At 72.7% G+C, this 18,267-nt stretch carries 14 protein-coding genes and 1 pseudogene; 5 read left to right on the top strand and 10 right to left on the bottom strand.

Features of this window, described 5'->3' with window-relative positions; genetic code table 11:
• Positions 1 to 116 precede the first annotated feature (116 nt).
• On the bottom strand, positions 117 to 410 hold the full coding sequence (locus ACFYQQ_RS25570) for a hypothetical protein (RefSeq protein ID WP_355790289.1): 294 nt from the start codon (positions 408 to 410) through the stop codon (positions 117 to 119).
• A 141-nt stretch (positions 411 to 551) separates the two neighbouring features.
• Positions 552 to 740 carry a hypothetical protein gene (locus ACFYQQ_RS25565; protein WP_355790291.1) on the bottom strand — a complete coding sequence of 63 codons (189 nt, stop codon included), beginning with the start codon at positions 738 to 740 and terminating at the stop codon, positions 552 to 554.
• A 183-nt stretch (positions 741 to 923) separates the two neighbouring features.
• On the opposite strand from ACFYQQ_RS25565, the gene ACFYQQ_RS25560 reads away from it, so the two are divergent.
• Positions 924 to 1,307, top strand: coding sequence for a DoxX family protein (locus tag ACFYQQ_RS25560; RefSeq protein WP_355790294.1), 384 nt, complete (start codon positions 924 to 926; stop codon positions 1,305 to 1,307).
• A gap of 153 nt (positions 1,308 to 1,460) precedes the next feature.
• The gene (locus ACFYQQ_RS25555) at positions 1,461 to 2,384 is read left to right on the top strand and encodes an RNA polymerase sigma-70 factor (RefSeq protein ID WP_356167845.1); all 924 of its coding nucleotides are present in this window, start codon (positions 1,461 to 1,463) and stop codon (positions 2,382 to 2,384) included.
• A 283-nt stretch (positions 2,385 to 2,667) separates the two neighbouring features.
• Here the strand turns inward: ACFYQQ_RS25555 and ACFYQQ_RS25550 are convergent, their stop codons facing one another.
• Together ACFYQQ_RS25550 and argG are read right to left on the bottom strand one after the other, a co-directional pair.
• The gene (locus tag ACFYQQ_RS25550; protein ID WP_356167904.1) at positions 2,668 to 3,891 is read right to left on the bottom strand and encodes a PP2C family protein-serine/threonine phosphatase; all 1,224 of its coding nucleotides are present in this window, start codon (positions 3,889 to 3,891) and stop codon (positions 2,668 to 2,670) included.
• Positions 3,892 to 4,256: 365 nt separating this feature from the next.
• Entirely contained in the window at positions 4,257 to 5,702 is a 1,446-nt protein-coding gene (argG, locus tag ACFYQQ_RS25545; RefSeq protein ID WP_356167848.1) for an argininosuccinate synthase, read from the bottom strand.
• Positions 5,703 to 5,925: 223 nt separating this feature from the next.
• On the opposite strand from argG, the gene ACFYQQ_RS25540 reads away from it, so the two are divergent.
• Positions 5,926 to 7,635: a RecQ family ATP-dependent DNA helicase gene (locus ACFYQQ_RS25540; protein WP_356244642.1), complete on the top strand. Its 1,710-nt coding sequence runs from the start codon at positions 5,926 to 5,928 to the stop codon at positions 7,633 to 7,635.
• A gap of 76 nt (positions 7,636 to 7,711) precedes the next feature.
• On the opposite strand, the gene ACFYQQ_RS25535 is transcribed toward ACFYQQ_RS25540, so the two are convergent.
• Positions 7,712 to 8,896 carry an amidohydrolase gene (locus ACFYQQ_RS25535; RefSeq protein ID WP_355792489.1) on the bottom strand — a complete coding sequence of 395 codons (1,185 nt, stop codon included), beginning with the start codon at positions 8,894 to 8,896 and terminating at the stop codon, positions 7,712 to 7,714.
• A gap of 198 nt (positions 8,897 to 9,094) precedes the next feature.
• On the opposite strand from ACFYQQ_RS25535, the pseudogene ACFYQQ_RS25530 reads away from it, so the two are divergent.
• A pseudogene (locus ACFYQQ_RS25530) lies at positions 9,095 to 10,557 on the top strand (aminotransferase class I/II-fold pyridoxal phosphate-dependent enzyme).
• Between the two features lie 30 nt (positions 10,558 to 10,587).
• On the opposite strand, the gene ACFYQQ_RS25525 reads toward ACFYQQ_RS25530, so the two are convergent.
• The 5 genes from ACFYQQ_RS25525 to ACFYQQ_RS25505 form a co-directional block, all read right to left on the bottom strand.
• Complete coding sequence (locus ACFYQQ_RS25525; RefSeq protein ID WP_355792486.1) at positions 10,588 to 11,136, bottom strand: GNAT family N-acetyltransferase; 549 nt, start codon at positions 11,134 to 11,136, stop codon at positions 10,588 to 10,590.
• Positions 11,137 to 11,250: 114 nt separating this feature from the next.
• Positions 11,251 to 12,447 carry a glutamate--cysteine ligase gene (locus tag ACFYQQ_RS25520; protein WP_388905209.1) on the bottom strand — a complete coding sequence of 399 codons (1,197 nt, stop codon included), beginning with the start codon at positions 12,445 to 12,447 and terminating at the stop codon, positions 11,251 to 11,253.
• A 247-nt stretch (positions 12,448 to 12,694) separates the two neighbouring features.
• Entirely contained in the window at positions 12,695 to 13,471 is a 777-nt protein-coding gene (locus ACFYQQ_RS25515; protein ID WP_388905207.1) for an alpha/beta fold hydrolase, read from the bottom strand.
• 219 nt (positions 13,472 to 13,690) lie between these two features.
• Entirely contained in the window at positions 13,691 to 15,055 is a 1,365-nt protein-coding gene (locus ACFYQQ_RS25510; RefSeq protein ID WP_355794201.1) for a Fic family protein, read from the bottom strand.
• A 141-nt stretch (positions 15,056 to 15,196) separates the two neighbouring features.
• Positions 15,197 to 17,587 carry an ATP-binding cassette domain-containing protein gene (locus ACFYQQ_RS25505; RefSeq protein ID WP_388905204.1) on the bottom strand — a complete coding sequence of 797 codons (2,391 nt, stop codon included), beginning with the start codon at positions 17,585 to 17,587 and terminating at the stop codon, positions 15,197 to 15,199.
• A gap of 355 nt (positions 17,588 to 17,942) precedes the next feature.
• Here ACFYQQ_RS25505 and ACFYQQ_RS25500 point away from each other — a divergent pair, with 355 nt between their 5' ends.
• Positions 17,943 to 18,233 (top strand): zinc-ribbon domain-containing protein, encoded by a 291-nt coding sequence (locus ACFYQQ_RS25500; RefSeq protein ID WP_356172175.1) that lies wholly within the window; start codon positions 17,943 to 17,945, stop codon positions 18,231 to 18,233.
• Positions 18,234 to 18,267: the final 34 nt, after the last annotated feature.

Here is an 18,267-nt window from a genome sequence, read left to right as displayed (position 1 = left end):
CCCGGCGGCTGAGTGTGACAGCCGTCCGTGTTCCCGGAGGTGGAAACGTCGGGGCCATTCACCGACGGCCGGCAGTCGCCGTGCTCCCGCACGCGGCGACCGGCCGTCGGACTCGCTCAAGCGCTCGCGTGGCGCCCCGCGGCCATTCCCCGCGCGCCCGCGTGGCGGGCTCCGCCGCCCGCGCCGACGGGCCGCCTGCGCCACAGCCACAGGGACGTGACGGACAGCAGGCCGGTGAACACCACCAGGAACAGCACGGACACCCACATCTGCCGGCTTCCGGGAGCCTCCCGTCCCAGCCAGGTCGCCGAGGCCGCCCACAGAAGGGCACCCGCCGCGTAGAACATGCGGATCCGGCGCAGCTGACGCACCGCCCGCAGGGGAATGGAGTGATCGTTCCTCGATGCCATGCGGCCCGTGTACCCACAAATGCGCCGCCCATCGGACCGAGGGCGACGCATCGTGGAAAAGCCGCGGACAGGTGCTCCCCTCGTGCCGAAGCGCACGTGACGGCGCGGGATCCCGAGGCCCCGGGCGCACCGGCCGCACGCTCAGCCGGTGTGGTCCCCACGCCCCTCGAAGTCCCGCCGTATCGCGGCGCCTTGATCCTCGACCAGGCCCGCCTCGTCGGGCAGTTCCAGTACGGCGCCACAGTGCCGGCAGAGCCTCCCGTCCTCGGCGGGCGTACCGCACGCCTTGCAGAACCGGTTGACCTGCTCGTCCTCGTTTGCCTTCGTCACGGTGACTCCCCTACGTGGTGAACGGTGCAGGACGCCGGTACCCCCGCCGCCGGCGGTGATTCGTGATCCGGCGGGCGAGGCGGCCGAAGACGCCGTCGGAGACGGGCTCGCCGGAGGATGTCACAGCGGCCGGTGCTGTCTCGTCCTACGGGGTGCAGGCAATCCCCGATCAAGGAGCGGACGATGGACCTCGCGCTGTGGATCACGGCGGGACTGCTGGCCCTGGTGGCCCTGGCCGGCGGTGTCAGCAAGACGTTCGTGCCCATCGAGAGGCTGGCCTCCGTGCACGGCGGAGGCTGGACCGAGGACGCGGGTGCCCCCGCCGTCAGGACGCTCGGCCTCCTCGAACTCCTGGCCGCGGCGGGCCTGATCCTTCCCGCCGCGCTCGACATCGCGCCGGTCCTGGTGCCGGTGACGGCCCTGTGCTGGGTGCTGCTGATGATCGGCGCGATGTTCACGCACGGCCGCCGGGGAGAGTCGGCGCTGGTGGCGTTGAATCTGGTGTACCTCGCTCTCGCGGTCTACCTGGCCTGGGGCCGTCTCGGCCCGGAGCCCTTCGCCGGATGACCGCCGACGGACGGGGCGAGGACGGTCGTCGGGGTGTCCGACGCGGGGGATGGCCGCGCGCACGGGGTGGCGTTCCCCCACGCGGGCCGCACGGAAGTCCGGTCGGCCGCTACGGCGTCCCGCTCGGCGCCCGACGTACGAGGAGGGAAGGGCATGAGCAAAGCCGAGGAGTTCCAGGAGCTGCGGCCGCTGTTGTTCTCGATCGCCTACCGCATCCTGGGCAGCGTGAGCGAGGCCGAGGACGCGGTCCAGGACACCTGGCTGCGCTTCGAGGCGTCCACGACGGAGCCGAGGTCGACCAAGGCGTTCCTCTCGGCCACGGTGACCCGCCTCTCGGTCGACGTCCTGCGCTCGGCCCGCGTCCGACGGGAGGAGTACGTCGGCCCCTGGTTCCCCGAGCCTCTCCTCAGCGACCCCTACGACGATCCGGCCCGCTCGGCCGAGCTGGCCGACTCGGTGTCCATGGCGGCCCTGTTGCTGCTGGAGCGGCTCAGCCCGCTGGAGCGGGCCGTGTTCGTACTGCGGGAGGTTTTCGACTTCGGGTTTCCCGAGGTCGCGTCGGCGGTGGGACGCTCGGAGGCCGCGTGCCGCCAGCTCGCGGTGCGCGCCCGGCGGCACATGGCCGACGGGCGGCCGCGCTTCGAGGCCGACCGCGAGGAGCGGGCGGAGCTCGCCTCGCGGTTCTTCGAGGCACTGCGCGAGGGCGACGTCGCCGCGCTGCGCGAACTGCTCGCCGCCGACGTGACGATGGTCGGGGACGGCGGCGGCAAGGCGCCGCAGCTGGCCAGGGCCGTCAGCGGCGCCGGGAACGTGGCACGCCTGCTCGCCTCCGTCTTCCCGCGCATGGCACGGGTCGACATCACGTTCGAGCCGCACGAGGTCAACCGCCAGCCCGGCGCGATCTTCCGCGACCGCGACGGCAAGGTCCTGCACACGCTGGTGCTCGACGTGCTCGACGGCCGCGTCCAGGCGATCCGTTCGGTGATCAACCCCGACAAGCTCGGGCACGTGGGCCCGGTGGCGGACGCCTGGTCGGTCCATCACGCGGTGCGGCAGGTACCCAGGTCCGGGGACTAGGGTCTGTCGTTTGGATCAGGTCGGCCGTGACAGAGGGTTCGTCCCGGTCGGCCCGAGCGGGGTCTGGTGCGTGCAGCTGCAAGGCGGAGGAGGGAGTCGAAGCAAATGGGGGTCTCCCCGCTCGAGCGGAGCCGAGAGTGGGGGAGTCGGCGACCGACGACAACGCCGCAGATGTGCGTGCCAGACCCCGCGACCCCGGCCTGATCCAAACGACAGGCCCTAGCGGCGCTGGACGGCAAGTCCTTGGTCCGCGCGCCCCTTTGAGCCCTCGGCGTGGGGCCCGTCAGAACGGCGGCGTCGGGGAGGGAGAGGCGTCGGAGAGGTCGGCCCCGGTGTCGGCGTGCCTGCGGGACTGCCCGACGCCGTGCCAGTCCAGGCACATGATCGTCGCGTCGTCCTGGAGATGGCCGTCGTTGGAGGCCACGACCCGCGCGATCATCGTGCGGGCAGCCTCGCGTGGATGCAGGTCGCTGGTTCGCTCGATCAGGTCGCTCAGGTCCACGCCGCTCGCGCTGCGCTCCAGCATGCCGTCGGTGACCATCACGAGCCGGTCGCCGGGCTGGAGGTCCAGCCGCTGCACGTGGTAGCGGTGCGGGAACCGGAAACCGAACGGCATGTCGATGTCGACCCGCAGCTGCTCCACCTTCCCGTGGCGCAGCCGCAGGGGCCACGGGTGACCGGCGTTGATGAACTCGTTGGTGCCGTCCAGCAGACTGATCCGCAGCAGCTGACCGGTGACGTAGCTCTGGCGGCCGTGCTCCAGCATGGCCTGGTGGGCCTGCCCGGCCTGTTCGACGAGGTCGCCCCCGGCTCTTCTGGCCCGCCGCAGCGCGCCCACGGCCAGCGTGGCGAGCAGCGCGGCGTCGACGTCGTGCCCCATGGCGTCGGTGACGGACAGCTGCACGGTGTCCCGGTCGATGACGTAGTCGAAGGTGTCGCCCCCGACGTGGTCGGCGGGTTCGAGCGCTCCGGCGACGGTGAACTGTGCGGCCTCGCAGGCGAGGGAGGAGGGCAGCAGCCGGTGCTGGATCTCCGCTGCCAGGCTCAGCGGGCTGGTGCGCCGGCCCCACTGGTACACGTCGGTGAAGGACCGGTTCGCGATGACGATGTAGGCCAGGGCGTGTGCCGTCTCGCCGATCTCCCGCATCGCCGCCGTGTCGGGTTCCGAGTCCAGGAAGAGTTCCAGGAGACCTATGGCGTCCCCGCGGTTGGTGACGGGGGCGATGACCCGCACCGTGCGCCCGTCGTCGAAGAGCTCCGTGGCGCTCTGCTGGGTCCGGATCACCTCGTCGTACAGCGTGCCGGGGAGGGCGATGCGCCGGGCGGGCTCGTCGGTCTCGACGGTTCCGGCGGCACCGAGGCGCACCACCGACGCGCCGGTGAAGTCCGTGATGAGAAAGGACACCGTCCTCGCGTCGAGGCGCTGTCTGAGCATGCGGGCGACGACGTCGAGCGATTCCACCGGTGCCGCCGACTCCGCGGCGGCGAGCACCCCGGCCAGGCCGATGGTGCCGTCGTGGCGGTCGGGACCGGGCGCGGGCGGGGTCCGCCCGTTCGGGGCGTCGTCCGGCGGATGTGCGCTCACGTGTTGGGTCTCCCGTCGTCCGACCGCTCCGGATCCGCCTCGCCGAGGGGGACGAGTGGCCGGCGAGGCCGGTCGCGATGGTGCGGCCTCGACGCGCACCGGCGGTGACAGTCTCCCACCCCAGTGCCCCGCCGCGCCCTTTTCAGTCGACGCGGTCCAGGCGATCCGCTGCCGCGCGAGCGCGCTCACCGGGGCCGGCCCGGCGCCGAGGCACCGGGCCGGCCGTTACGACCGCCGTCCTGCGCGGGGCACAGCCCCGTACCGCGTACGTCTCGCGGCGCCCCCGGTCAGTCCGTGCCCGACTCCATCGCGGCGCGGTCCAGCAGCTCGTCGTCGGCGGAGACCTCGCCCCGGGAGGCGATGGCCTCGGCGCCGCCCTCGGGCATGGCACCGATCAGTCCGGTCGCGGCGGCCTGCGCGGCGCCGATGGCCGGGTTGGCGGTGCCGATCAGGCCGAGCCCGGCGTACTGCTCCAGCTTGGCGCGGGAGTCGGCGATGTCGAGGTTGCGCATGGTGAGCTGGCCGATCCGGTCCACCGGGCCGAACGCGGAGTCCTCGGTGCGCTCCATCGACAGCTTGTCCGGGTGGTAGCTGAACGCGGGGCCCGTGGTGTCGAGGATGGAGTAGTCCTCGCCGCGGCGCAGCCGCAGGGTGACCTCGCCGGTGACGGCCGAGCCGACCCAGCGCTGGAGGGACTCCCGGATCATCAGCGCCTGCGGGTCCAGCCAGCGGCCCTCGTACATCAGGCGGCCCAGTCGCCGGCCCTCGTTGTGGTACTGGGCGAGGGTGTCCTCGTTGTGGATCGCGTTGACGAGGCGCTCGTAGGCGGCGTGCAGCAGGGCCATGCCGGGGGCCTCGTAGATGCCGCGGCTCTTGGCCTCGATGATGCGGTTCTCGATCTGGTCGGACATGCCGAGCCCGTGGCGACCGCCGATGGCGTTGGCCTCCATCACCAGGTCGACGGGGGAGGCGAACTCCTTGCCGTTGACGGTGACCGGGCGGCCCTGGTCGAAGCCGATCGTCACGTCCTCGGCGGCGATCTCGACGGAGGGGTCCCAGAACCGCACGCCCATGATCGGCTCGACGGTCTCCACGCCCGTGTCCAGGTGCTCCAGGGTCTTGGCCTCGTGCGTGGCGCCCCAGATGTTGGCGTCGGTGGAGTACGCCTTCTCCGCGCTGTCGCGGTAGGGCAGGTCGTGGGCGACCAGCCACTCCGACATCTCCTTGCGGCCGCCGAGCTCGGTCACGAAGTCCGCGTCCAGCCAGGGCTTGTAGATCCGCAGGTGCGGGTTGGCGAGGAGGCCGTAGCGGTAGAACCGCTCGATGTCGTTGCCCTTGAAGGTCGAGCCGTCGCCCCAGATCTGCACGTCGTCCTCGAGCATCGCCCGGACCAGCAGGGTGCCGGTGACGGCGCGGCCGAGCGGCGTCGTGTTGAAGTAGGCGCGCCCGCCGGAGCGGATGTGGAACGCCCCGCAGGTGAGAGCGGCCAGGCCCTCCTCGACCAGCGCCGCACGGCAGTCGACCAGGCGTGCGATCTCGGCGCCGTAGGTCTGCGCGCGGCCGGGCACCGAGGCGATGTCGGGCTCGTCGTACTGACCGATGTCGGCGGTGTAGGTGCACGGGACGGCGCCCTTGTCGCGCATCCACGCGACCGCGACGGAGGTGTCGAGGCCGCCCGAGAAGGCGATTCCGACGCGCTCGCCGGCGGGAAGGGAGGTGAGGACCTTAGACATAGGAAGAGTATGCACCCTCACGCATGGTCATGCAAAGCCGCTTGCGGCAGTGCCGGCTCCGGGAGGGAGCACGGCCGCCCACCGGGGCCCGCCGCGGCGGGTGCTGACGCGTCCCGGCCGACGCGGCGGGCCTGGGGACGCCTCCCGGGGGTACCCGCAGGCTCCCGCCGCAAGGGACACCCCGAGCGGCGGCAAGCGATGGTGAACGCGTGAAGGAGCGGGCATGGGCCGACAGGCAGCGACCACGGGCGGCGGGCAGGCGGCACGGCTGCGGAAGACCGCCTCGGAGGTGTTCGGCTGGGACACCCTGCTGCCCGAGCAGCTCACCGCCATGGAGTGGGTCCTCGACGGCCACGACACCTTCGTCGTCATGCCGACCGGCGCGGGCAAGTCCGCCGTCTACCAGGTGCCGGCGGCGCTGCTCGACGGGCCGGTCGTGGTCGTCTCGCCGCTGCTCGCCCTCCAGCGGGACCAGATCGCCGGACTGCCGGACGGTGACGGCTCACCCGGTGCCGTCGCCGTGAACTCCGACCTGGGGGCGGCCGCCACGGAGGCTGCCTGGGAGTCCGTGGCCCGCGGTGAGGCCCGCCTGCTGTACCTGTCTCCCGAGCAACTGGCCCGCGACGACGTGATCGAACGGCTGGCGGCGCTGCGTCCCGCCCTGTTCGTGGTGGACGAGGCGCAGTGCGTGTCCTCGTGGGGCCACGACTTCCGGCCCGACTACCTGCGCCTGGAGCAGGCGGCACGGCGGGTGGGCCGGCCGCCGCTGCTCGCGCTGACCGCGACGGCGGCGCCCCCGGTGCGCAGGGAGATCGTCGAACAGCTCGGCATGGACCGACCGCGCCTGATGGTGGCCGGTTTCGACCGCCCGAACATACGGCTGGAGGTGCGCCGCTTCCTGGACGAGGACGACCGGCGCCGGGCGGTCGTCGAGCGGGCCGCGGCCGAGCCGAAGCCGGGCATCGTCTACGCGGCGACCCGCAAGGACACCGAGTTCTTCGCGGGCGAGCTGGCCGCCCTCGGGCTGGCCGCCGAGGCCTACCACGCCGGGCTGCGTGCCACCGAACGCTCCCGTATCCACGACGCGTTCCTCTCCGGCGAGACCGACGTGGTGGTCGCGACCTCCGCGTTCGGCATGGGCATCGACAAGGAGGACGTACGGTTCGTGCTGCACGCCTCGCTGCCGGGCTCGCTCGACGCCTACTACCAGGAGATCGGCCGCGGCGGCAGGGACGGCGAACCCGCGCTGGCCGTGCTGCACTACCGGCCCGAGGACACCGGCATGCAGACGTACTTCGCCGCCCGCTCCCCCAGCCGTGACGTCCTCGCCGAGGTGGCCGACGCCGTCCACGAACGCCGGTCGGACCCCGCCGACGTGGACGAACTGCGCCGGGCGACGGGACTCTCGCGCAACCGCGTCACCGCCGCCGTGAACCTGCTGGAGGAGGCCGGCGCCGTGACCACCGGCGCGGAGGGCGAGGTGCTTCCGGTGCCCGCCACTCCCCCGGACGACGCGGCGGAACAGGCCGCACTCACGGCCGACGCCCACCGCAGGACCGACAAGTCCCGGGTCGACATGGCCCGTTCGTACGCCGAGACGACCGGCTGCCGGCGCCACTTCCTGCTCGGCTACTTCGGCGAGGCGTACGAGACACCGTGCGACAACTGCGACGTGTGCGCGGAGCGGGACGGCGACGACGAGCTCGGGGGCGCCGGGCGGTCCGCCCACCCGGCGGTCGCCGACTACCCCGTCGGCGCCGAAGTGCGGCACGGCCACTGGGGGGACGGGACGGTCCTCAGCGAGGACGGGGACCGCATCACCGTCCTGTTCGACCAGGCCGGCTACCACACGCTGTCCCTGGAGGCCGTGGCCGGCCGCGACGACCTGCTCACCGTGGTGCGCAGGCCCGGGGAGGAGCAGGCGGCCGTCTGAGCCCCGCCCGGGCCGGTGGACCCGGGCGGGCGGCGCGCGCTGCCGTGTGGGGCGCGGGGCCTCCGGGGCGTCAGCACTACCCCGCGTCCGGCGCGCGATGCCCCGACCAGGCCCGCTCGCGCAACTCCGCGCTGAGCAGGACGTCCGCCGCCGTGCACGCCAGCGCCTCCGTCGCCGCGAGCAGCACCTCGCGTGCCCGCTCGGAGGCTGCGGCCTCGGCGAACTCCGGGGTGTGGTCGGAGGCGTCCTCACCCATGATCGCGACGAACGGGTGGATGGCGGGCACGCGCGTGCTGACGTTGCCGATGTCCGACGACCCCAGGTAGACGCCGGGCGTCGGCGCGCCGAGCGTGATCCCGGCTCGGTCCAGATGTTCGGCGAAGCGCTCCGAGAGCGTGCCGCTGTCGCGGAAGTGGTCGTAGCGGACGGTGACGCGCTCCACCTCGGCCCGGGTGCCGGTGGCCAGGGCGACGCCCTCGGCGCACGTGGTCAGCCGGGCGACCAGGTCCGCCAGGGCGTCGGTGGTGGCGGCGCGCAGGCCGAAGCGCCCCTCGGCGTACTCCGGGACGATGTTCGTGGCGGTGCCGCCGTGCGTGACGATGCCCTGGATGTGGGAGGCCTCGGGCAGACGACGGCCCAGCGCGTGCAGCACGTTGAACAGCTCCACGAGTGCCGCGAGGGCGTCGATGCCCTCCGTGGGGTTGCCCGTGGGATGGGCCGCTCGCCCGTGGAACCCCACCCGGTACTGCACCTGGGCCGTCAGCGGTGCCCGCGTCCAGCTGTGCACCCCCGGGTGGAACATCAGAGCCGCGTCGACGTCGTCGAAGACACCCGCCTCCACCTCGACGGCCTTGCCGCCGCCGCCCTCCTCGGCGGGCGTGCCGACGGCGAGCACGGACCCGTCGCCGGCGTCGAGCACGGCACCCGCGGCCAGGGCGGCCCCCAGTCCGGCGGCGGCGATGAGGTTGTGGCCGCAGGCGTGCCCGAGGCCCGGCAGCGCGTCGTACTCCAGCAGCAGCGCGACGGTGGGGCGGCCCCGGCCCGAGCGCGCGGTGAACGCCGTCGGCATGTCCGCCACCCCGCGCTCCACCGCGAAGCCCTCGCGTTCGAGCACGTCCGTCAGCAGCGCGGCGGCCCGGTGCTCGTCGAAGGCGAACTCCGGGTCGGCGTGCAGGCGCAGCGCCACGTCCCACAGCGTCTCGGCCCGCCCCTTCACCTCCTTGCGGATCTGCTGGTGTACGCCGTCGAGCGAGCGTGCCATGCGGACTCCTCAGGACGCCTGGATGCGGTCGTACGCCTGTCAGGAAGCGGGTTCCACCGTGCGGGTGCCCGACACCCGCGAGGTTTCGATCACGGCGCGGGTGCATTTCGTGAGGGGTGCCCAACAGGCCGTCGGCCGGCGGTGCGAGGACGCCGGGCGGAGACCGGGGGCACGACCGGCGTCGACGAGGGAGAAGAGATGGACCACTCGCGCGCGCCCGTCCTGGAAGCACTGGAAGACTTCCGCCGCCGGGGAGACGTGGCCTACGGGCCGCCCGGACACAAGCAGGGCCGCGGAGTGGACCCGAGGGTGGCCGAGATCGTCGGGCTCGACGTCTTCAGGTCCGACGTCCTGTCCCTCAACGGGCTCGACGACCGGCGCCAGTCGCAGGGCGTGCTCAGCCGGGCCCAGGAGCTGATGGCGGACGCCGTCGGCGCCGACCAGGCGTTCTTCTCCACCTGCGGCAGCTCCCTGTCCGTGAAGACCGCCATGCTGTCGGTGGCCGGGCCCGGCGAGAAGCTGCTCCTGTCCCGCAACGCGCACAAGTCGGTGATCGCGGCCGTCATCGTGAACGGCGTACAGCCGATCTGGGTGCACCCCGAGTTCGACACCGAGCGCCACATGGCGCACCCGCCGGAGCCCGACGACGTACGCCGCAAGCTCCAGGAGCACCCCGACGCCAAGGGCATGCTCCTGATCACGCCCACCGACTGGGGCAGCTGCGCGGACATCCGGGGCGTGGCGCGGGTCTGCCACGAGCACGACGTACCGCTCATCGTCGACGAGGCGTGGGGCGCCCACCTGCCCTTCCACCCCGACCTGCCGGCCTTCGGCATGGACGCCGAGGCCGACCTCGTGGTGACCAGCGTGCACAAGATGGGCGGCGCCATCGAGCAGAGCTCCGTCTTCCATCTCCAGTACGACCGGATCTCTCCCGAGGTCCTCAAGCAGCGCGAGGACCTGCTGGGGACGACGAGCGCCTCGACGCTGGTGTTCGCCACGCTCGACGGCTGACGGCGCCAGATGGTCGAGCACGGACACGAACTCCTGGACGCCGCGATCCAGCGGGCGTACCGCGTCCGGGCCGTGGCGGAGAGCCTGGACGGACTGCGCCCCATGGGCCGGGAGATCGTCGACGAGGGGCTCACCGCCGCCTTCGACCCGCTCAAGATCGTGATCGACGTACGGGAGCTGGGCATCGCGGCATGCAGGCGGCCGAGTGGCTGCGGCCTCATCGCCACGTGGACGTCGGCGGCTCGGACACGTGCCGCATCAGCGCGTCGATCACCCACGCCGACGACGACGAGACCGAGAAGATCCTCAGGGACGCGCTGCACGCCCTCGTCGAGAACGCCGACTCCATCGAACGCCGACCGCCCGTGCGGCTGCCGGCGGCCTCGGCGCTGGAACTGGAGCAGGCGATGCTCCCTCGCGACGCGTTCTTCGCCCCGGCCGAGCACGTGCCGGCGGAGCGGGCGGCGGGCCGGATCTCGGCCGAGACGATCAGCCCCTATCCCCCGGGCGTCCCGGCGGTGGCACCCGGCGAGGTGATCACCGACGAGGTCCTCGACTACCTGCGCAGCGGCGTGGAACACGGCGTCCTCGTCCCGGACGCCGCGGACCCGTCGGTCAAGACGCTACGGGTGGTCGCCCGCGACTGAGGTGAGCGGTCCGGTCCTACACCTACTGGATCAACCGGACCCCGTGCCGAAGGACCGCACGCCGAGCCACTGTTCGGCTCCGAACTCCTCGAAGCGGGTCACTTCCGTGAACCCCAGTCCGGTCGCGAGGCGCATCGAGGGGGTGTTGGCGGTCTGGGTGCAGAGCAGTACCGGCTCGCCGGGGACCGTGGCGGCGAACCAGTCGAGGGCCGCCGTGCACGCCTCGGCGGCGTAGCCGCGCCCCCACGCCCCGGGCAGGAGCATGTAGCCCAGCTCGGCCTCGCCCGCGTCGGGACGGACGTGACCTGGACGTTCCGCGTCGCGCCGGTCCAGCGAGACCGTTCCGATCATGGTTCCGTCGAGCTCGATCACGAAGACGCCGGGGCGCCGCCCGGGCACCGCCGGCACCGCGCGCTCCAGCTCGTCGCGGTGTCGATGCCCGCCGAGGTAGGTGCCCACCTCCGGCGAGGCGAACAGCTCGATGTAGGCCGTACGGTCCCGCGCCTCGGACTCGCGCAGGACGAGCCGTTCGGTGCGTATGGGGGCAGGCGGCCAGCTGACGGGCCCGAGTTCAGCCATGGCGGGGAACCTATCGCACGGCCGGTGAGGGGCAGTGAGGGTGGTCCGCCCGGCACCGGGCACGCGCCTCACCCGAGGTGCGCCGGTCCGCTCACCCAGTCCCCCCAGGTCTCGTCAGGCGCCCGGGACGCGGGCCGAGTCGGGGCCGTACGGGCCGTCGGGGTCCAGCCGAGGGGACGGGGTGACACGCGCCGGTTCACCGACCGCCGGCCGGGGCGGCCTGCGGTCGCCACGGGTCTCGGCGATCGCCAGGTCCACGCACGCCAGCAGGTCCTCCTGGTCGGCGACCAGGCGCATGCGGTGGGCGGCACTGCCTTCGGCGAGGGCCTCCTCGGTGAGCGCCGCGACGGTCTCCCAGTCGCCGTGGGCCTCCAGCTGGGGCCGTACGCGCTGGAGGAGGGCGCGGATCACCTGCGCCGCGGGCGCCTCACGGCGGGTGCCGGGGTCGATCAGGCCGTCCTCCAGGCCCGACCGGGCCGCCCGCCAGGTCGCGGCGCGGAGCCACTCGTGCCGTCCGCTGCAAGCGGGCGCACCGGCCGTCTCCAGACGTTCGCGGGCATGCGTGACCAGGGCGCGGAAGAGGCCGGCGATCAGCACCACCGTCTCGGGCCGAGGGCAGGCGTCGCAGACGCGCAGTTCGAGGGTCCGCTGGTGGGCGGAGGGCCGTACGTCGTAATAGATCATGCCCGCGTCGCTGATGACGCCCGTGCCGATGAGCTCGCTCACGGCGGCGTCGTACTCGGCGGCGTTCGCGAAACACCCGACGGGACCGGCGGTGGGCCACCGCTGCCACAGCAGCGTGCGCCAGCTCGCGTAGCCGGTGTCGGCGCCCTGCCAGAACGGGGAACTGGCGGACAGCGCCAGCAACGGCGGCAGCCACGGCGACACCTCGCACATGATCCGCACCGCCGTGTCGCGGTCGGGCACGTCCACGTGCACCTGCGCCCCGCAGATCAGCTGCTCGTCGGCGACGGCGCGGTACTCGTCCTCCATGTGCCGGTAGCGGACACCGGGAGTGGCCGGGACGGCCGACATACGGCGCGCCAACGGCACCGTCCCAGCTCCCACCACGGCGAGTCCCTGCGCGGAGGCGGCCGTGTCCAGTCGCCGCCGGCTGCCGAGCAGATCGGTGTGCAGGTCGTCCAGCGAGGCGTGCACCCCGCTGTTCGTCTCCACGACGGACTGCTTCAACTCGGTGGTGAACGTCCCCTTGGGAAGCCGTTCGAGCAGGGAGCCTGCCCGCGGCACCAGGAGGCCGGTCTCCACCTCGACCACGTGGAATTCCTCTTCCACTCCGATACGCACGGTCACGGCCACTCCTTGAGGTGAGGGGCGACGCCGAGCGGCCCGCTCCGCAGATCCGAACTCCGCCGAGTGCACTGGGCGGTGGCTTGTGCAACTCGGAGTGCCCACACGGGGGCCGAGTATGCGTGCCGGGAGCCCTGGGGCCTGGAGGACCGGGAGCGGCGTCCGGCCGTACGGGCGCCGGTGGTCGGTGTGACGGCTTCACCGGCGCGAGGGACGGGGATGCGCCCGTCGTCGCCGGACTCCGGCCCGGTCAGCGACGGAAACCGTGGATGAGACGGGCCAGGACGGCGGGACGGCTGAAGTGCACCGCGTGGGCCGCGGCGGGGACGACGACGAGACGGCTGTCGGGCAGTGCGGCGGTCACCCGCTCGGCCCACGGGATGGGAGCCACGCGGTCGCCCGCCCCGCGCACGACGAGGACGGGCACCCGTACCGCGCGCAGCCGGGCCGTGAACGGCCCCAGCGCCTCGCGCCGGGCCTGTCGGAATCCGGCGACGAACCGCGAGACCCCGGTGACCAGATAGTCCGCCGCGACGAGCACGAGCAGGGCGAGCGGTTCCCTGGGCGCGTCGGCCACCAGACGCAGGAACTGCCGCCACGGTGAGGGGTGCGCCGTGTCCAGGGCGGGCCCCACCAGGACCAGGCGTTCCACCGGGGAGCCGTGCGTGGCGGCGAGCGCCACCGCCACTTGGCAGCCCACCGAGTTGGCCACCACGACGCAGGGCCCGATCCCGGCGGCCGCGTGCCAGCGCCGCAGCGCCCGTACGGTCGCCGCCGTGTCCGGGGCACGCCGCGACGCGGAACGGGAGCGGGCGTTGCCCGGCAGATCGGGCACCAGCACCCGGCGCCCCGCCGCGGCCAGCTCCCGGGCCAGCGGGTAGAAGTAGCGTCCGGAGAGCCCGAGGCCGTGCAGCAGCACCACGACGGGTTCCGTCGTCGGCCACGGCCCGAAGCGGCGCGTGTACAGCCCGGCGACGCGCGCGGCGTCGCCGTCCGCAGGTCCGTGGGCCACGGGCAACCGCCGCATCCGACTCCTCGCCTTCTCGGTTCTCCTCGCCGCGCGGGCCTTCCCGCGGTTCAGGACGGCCTACCCGCTTCCTCGTCCGCGCGGGTACGTCGGCAGGCGTCCGTCGCGCTCCCTGCAAGGGTGCCTCCTGGAGGGTGCTACCCCCGAACCGGGCGGATACGGCGCCGTTCCGCAGGTCGGCGCGCCGTGCGCGTAGGAGCCGCCGGTTCCCCGTCGCGCTCAGCGGGACGAGGAGAGGGCCCGGTTCCGCGTCCCGGTGACGGCCATGTCGATGAACCTGGCCAGCGTCACCGCGTCCTGCGGGGCTTCGGCCTGGAAGGCGAGGCGGCGGAGCACCTTGACGTCGTCGAGTGCGACGCCCTCGCGGGCGAGGACGAAGACGAGCGTGAGGAAGGCGGAGCGGGCGTTGCCGTCGTCGAAGGGGTGGAAGAAGCAGACGTCGAGGTAGGCACGGGCGGCGCGGGCCGCCAAGGGCAGGGGTCCCTCCATGGCGCTCTCGGCGAGGCAGGCGTCGAAGCGTTCGCGGGTGTCCGCGTCGATGCCGTAGCGCTCACGGCCCTCCTTGGCGAAGGCGGGCAGCGTGCGGAACTCCGGGGGCCCCGGTGTGCCGAGTACGTGCCGCTGCCAGCCGCGGAGCAGGTCGAAGTCCGGGCGGGCGCCGCGTGCCGCGTCGGCCCGCAGCAGGTGCAGGGCGGTGAGCAGTCCCTCGGCGCGGGCCGGGTCCAGCGCGCCGTCGAAGAGGCGGATGTCCTCCGCCGCACCGTCGCGGGCCGGCTCCACGGCACCCGCCTCTTCGGTGTCCCCGGCCTCGGGCCACGGCACCGACTCGCGCACCGTCAGCCAGCGCCGCAGATGGTCAGGCAGCGGTCCGCCGTCCGGCTCCGCGTCGTCGGGGCGTAGCGACCATGCGAGCCGCTCGGCGATGTCGTCGACGAGTCGGCGGTCGGGGCCGGTCCAGCTCCGGAACCGTCCGCCGACCGCCCGCTCGACCAGGACCTGTGCGGTGTCGGGTGCGATCCCCCAGTGGTCGAGGAACCAGGCGAGGACCTGGTGGCAGTGCCCGTGCCAGCCGCTGCCGCAGCCGGTGCGGTCGGTGACCTGGATGATCAGGTTGCGGGCGGCGCACTCCCACAGGATGCGCTGGTCCTCGACGTCGGCGAGGTCGAGCGGGTACGCCTCGAAGCGGCCGGCGAGGCTCTCCAGCCAGTCACGCCATTCGCACAGCGCCGCGACGACCCGGGGAAGTGTCTCCTCCGGGGTGGTGACGGAGTCGCGGGGGCAGCACCAGTGGCCGACCGGGCCGCCGTCGAAGTCCCCTTCGTCGTGCGACCAGCGCCAGCCCACGGTCCAGCGGCCGTACCGCTCGACCAGGGCCTGCGACATGGCGTCGGCCCACGGCTCGGCCACCTCCCGGTCCCATGCGGTCATCACCGGGTCGGCGAAGGGGACGTCGGGCCTGCGGGGCACGTTCCGGGCCGGTCCGAGCGAGCGCACGACCTGCTCGACCGAGGCGCGGTCGAAGGGATGGCGGACCGGTTCGACGTCGTCCCAGTCCAGGTGACGGGCCGACAGCACATGAATCACCGCGCAACCCTGCCATCCGGGTACGGGGGCGGCGCAAACAGTTTTCCGGCCCGCCCGGGCCTCACGACGGTGAGGGCCGGGACGAGGGCGACTTCATCGGCTCCTCGGGGCGGCGTCCCGGACCGCCGCCCCTCGCCGCGGTCAGTCGCCGACGTACTCCGCGAGGTGTTCGCCCGTGAGGGTCGAGCGGGCGGCGACGAGGTCGGCCGGGGTGCCTTCGAAGACGACGCGGCCGCCGTCGTGGCCGGCGCCCGGGCCGAGGTCGATGATCCAGTCCGCGTGGGCCATCACCGCCTGGTGGTGCTCGATGACGACGACCGACTTGCCGGAGTCGACCAACCGGTCGAGCAGGCCGAGGAGTTGTTCCACGTCGGCGAGGTGCAGGCCGGTGGTCGGCTCGTCGAGGACGTAGACCCCGCCCTTCTCCGACATGTGGGTGGCCAGCTTGAGGCGCTGGCGTTCGCCGCCGGACAGGGTGGTGAGCGGCTGGCCGAGGCTGAGGTAGCCGAGCCCGACGTCGGCCAGGTGGGTCAGGATCTTGTGGGCGGCGGGGGTGCGTGCTTCGCCCTCGGTGAAGAAGGCATGGGCCTCGGTGACCGGCATCGCCAGGACTTCGGCGATGTTGCGCCCGCCCAGGTGGTATTCGAGCACCGACGCCTGGAACCGCTTCCCCTCGCACTCCTCGCAGGTGGTGGCGATGCCGGCCATCATGGCCAGGTCGGTGTAGATGACCCCGGCGCCGTTGCAGGTGGGGCAGGCGCCCTCGGAGTTGGCGCTGAACAGCGCCGGCTTCACGCCGTTGGCCTTCGCGAAGGCCTTGCGGATCGGGTCGAGCAGTCCGGTGTACGTCGCCGGGTTGCTGCGCCGGGATCCCTTGATGGCGCTCTGGTCGACGGTCACCACGCCGTCCCGTCCGGCGACCGAGCCGTGGATCAGCGAGCTCTTGCCCGAGCCTGCGACCCCCGTGATCACGGTGAGCACGCCGAGCGGGATGTCCACGTCGACATCGCGCAGGTTGTGCTCGCCGGCGCCCCGCACCTGGAGCGCGCCGGACGGCTCGCGCACCGCGTCCTTGAGGACCGCGCGGTCGTCGAAGTGCCGTCCGGTGACCGTGCCGCCGGCCCGCAGCCCCTCGACGGTGCCCTCGAAACAGACGGTGCCGCCTCCCGTACCCGCGCCGGGCCCGAGGTCGACGACGTGGTCGGCGATCGCGATCGTCTCCGGCTTGTGCTCCACGACCAGCACCGTGTTGCCCTTGTCGCGCAGCCGCAGCAGCAGGTCGTTCATCCGCCGGATGTCGTGCGGGTGCAGACCGATGGTGGGCTCGTCGAACACGTACGTGACGTCGGTCAGCGCGGACCCGAGGTGGCGGACCATCTTGACGCGCTGTGCCTCACCGCCCGACAGCGTTCCCGCCGGCCGGTCGAGCGAGAGGTAGCCGAGCCCGATCTCGACGAACGAGTCCAGCGTCTGCCCCAGCGTGGCGAGCAGCGGCGCCACGGACGGCTCGTCGAGGCCGCGGACCCAGTCGGCCAGGTCGCTGATCTGCATCGCGCACGCGTCGGCGATGTTGGTCTTCCCGATCCGTGAGGAGCGCGCGGCCTCGCTGAGCCGGGTGCCCTCGCACTCGGGGCAGGTGGTGAACGTCATGGCCCGCTCGACGAACGCCCGGATGTGCGGCTGCAGGGCCTCCTTGTCCTTGGACAGGAACGACTTCTGGATCTTCGGGATCAAGCCCTCGTACGTGAGGTTGATGCCGTCGACCTTGATCTTGGTCGGTTCCTTGTGGAGGAGGTCGTGGAGCTCCCGCTTGGTGAACTTGCGGATCGGCTTGTCCGGGTCGAAGAAGCCGCAGCCCTTGAAGATGCGTCCGTACCAGCCGTCGACGCTGTAGCCGGGGACCGTGAGCGCGCCCTCGCTCAGCGACTTGCTGTCGTCGTACAGCTGCGAGAGGTCGAAGTCGGTGACGGTGCCGCGTCCTTCGCAGTGCGGGCACATGCCGCCGGTGATGCTGAAGCTCCGCCGCTCCTTCACCGTCCTCCCCGCGCGCTCCAGGGTGACCGCGCCCGCTCCGCTGACGGAGGCGACGTTGAAGGAGAACGCCTGGGGTGAGCCGATGTGCGGCTTCCCGAGCCGGCTGAAAAGGATCCTCAGCATCGCGTTGGCGTCGGTGGCGGTGCCGACGGTGGAGCGGGAGTCGGTTCCCATCCGCTGCTGGTCGACGATGATCGCGGTCGTCAGTCCTTCGAGGACGTCGACGTCGGGCCGGGCGAGCGTGGGCATGAAGCCCTGCACGAAGGCGCTGTAGGTCTCGTTGATCATCCGCTGCGACTCCGCGGCGATCGTGCCGAAGACGAGTGAGCTCTTGCCGGAGCCGGAGACGCCCGTGAACACCGTCAGCCGCCGCTTCGGGATCTCGATGCTGACGTCCTTGAGGTTGTTCACGCGCGCGCCGTGCACGCGGATCATGTCGTGGCTGTCCGCGGCGTGCGGCGCAGGCGACTGCGTGTCCGTCCTCGTGGCCCTGCTCATCGCGTCTCCATCTCCTGGTGGGACCGCTCGCGCGGTCTCCGTCGTCCCCGCCCGGCCCGCCCTCGCCCCGGCGAGCCGCACGGCTCCGGCTTCCTGGCAGTCACGGTAGGCGGAACACCCTGGCCGGCGCTTCTCGAATCCTGATCCGTCCGGTGCTCCGCCCCACCTTCGGGGACATCTCCGGACATCCGTCGTGCGGATCCGACCGGTGTACGGGGCGAGCCGCCGTGCGTCCGCGGCGCACCGCCACCTCGCTTCGACCCGGGCCGGGCGGCATGAGACCGTCCTGTGTGAACGCACGCTTCGTCACGTGCTCAGGAGAGCCGGCCGCCGCCGGACCGGGAAGGGTCACATCATGATCATTTTTGGCACCAAGGGATATCTGTACCAGCTGGCGATACTCACCCTCGTGTGCGGCCGGTGCGGGAACCCCTCCGCGCACACGCTCCGCAAGCGCGTCACGAAGTTCACCCTGTTCTTCGTACCGCTGTTCCCCTTCTCCACGAAGTACCAGACGCAGTGCACCTTCTGCGGCGCGGAGCAGAAGGTGACGAAGGAGCAGGCGGCGCAGTTGGAGGGGCAGGCGGCCGCCGCCGGCACCGGTCAGCCCTACGGACAGCCTCAGCAGCAGCCCTACCAGTCGTGATCCCCGGTGGGGCCGCCGGTGTCCGGCGGCCCCA

It is taken from the genome of Streptomyces sp. NPDC005496, from assembly GCF_042872045.1.
Lineage (GTDB): Bacteria > Actinomycetota > Actinomycetes > Streptomycetales > Streptomycetaceae > Streptomyces.
The sequence above is the reverse complement of the archived record's forward strand: the minus strand, read 5'-3'. Positions and strand labels throughout refer to the sequence as shown.

Excerpts from the sequence above, each read along its gene's own strand:
- ACFYQQ_RS25570 (WP_355790289.1), bottom strand. The coding sequence starts at position 410 with ATGGCATCGAGGAACGATCACTCCATTCCCCTGCGGGCGGTGCGTCAG.
- ACFYQQ_RS25560 (WP_355790294.1), top strand. The coding sequence starts at position 924 with ATGGACCTCGCGCTGTGGATCACGGCGGGACTGCTGGCCCTGGTGGCC.
- ACFYQQ_RS25555 (WP_356167845.1), top strand. The coding sequence starts at position 1,461 with ATGAGCAAAGCCGAGGAGTTCCAGGAGCTGCGGCCGCTGTTGTTCTCG.
- argG (WP_356167848.1), bottom strand. The coding sequence starts at position 5,702 with ATGTCTAAGGTCCTCACCTCCCTTCCCGCCGGCGAGCGCGTCGGAATC.
- ACFYQQ_RS25540 (WP_356244642.1), top strand. The coding sequence starts at position 5,926 with ATGGGCCGACAGGCAGCGACCACGGGCGGCGGGCAGGCGGCACGGCTG.
- ACFYQQ_RS25535 (WP_355792489.1), bottom strand. The coding sequence starts at position 8,896 with ATGGCACGCTCGCTCGACGGCGTACACCAGCAGATCCGCAAGGAGGTG.
- ACFYQQ_RS25525 (WP_355792486.1), bottom strand. The coding sequence starts at position 11,136 with ATGGCTGAACTCGGGCCCGTCAGCTGGCCGCCTGCCCCCATACGCACC.
- ACFYQQ_RS25515 (WP_388905207.1), bottom strand. The coding sequence starts at position 13,471 with ATGCGGCGGTTGCCCGTGGCCCACGGACCTGCGGACGGCGACGCCGCG.
- ACFYQQ_RS25505 (WP_388905204.1), bottom strand. The coding sequence starts at position 17,587 with ATGAGCAGGGCCACGAGGACGGACACGCAGTCGCCTGCGCCGCACGCC.
- ACFYQQ_RS25500 (WP_356172175.1), top strand. The coding sequence starts at position 17,943 with ATGATCATTTTTGGCACCAAGGGATATCTGTACCAGCTGGCGATACTC.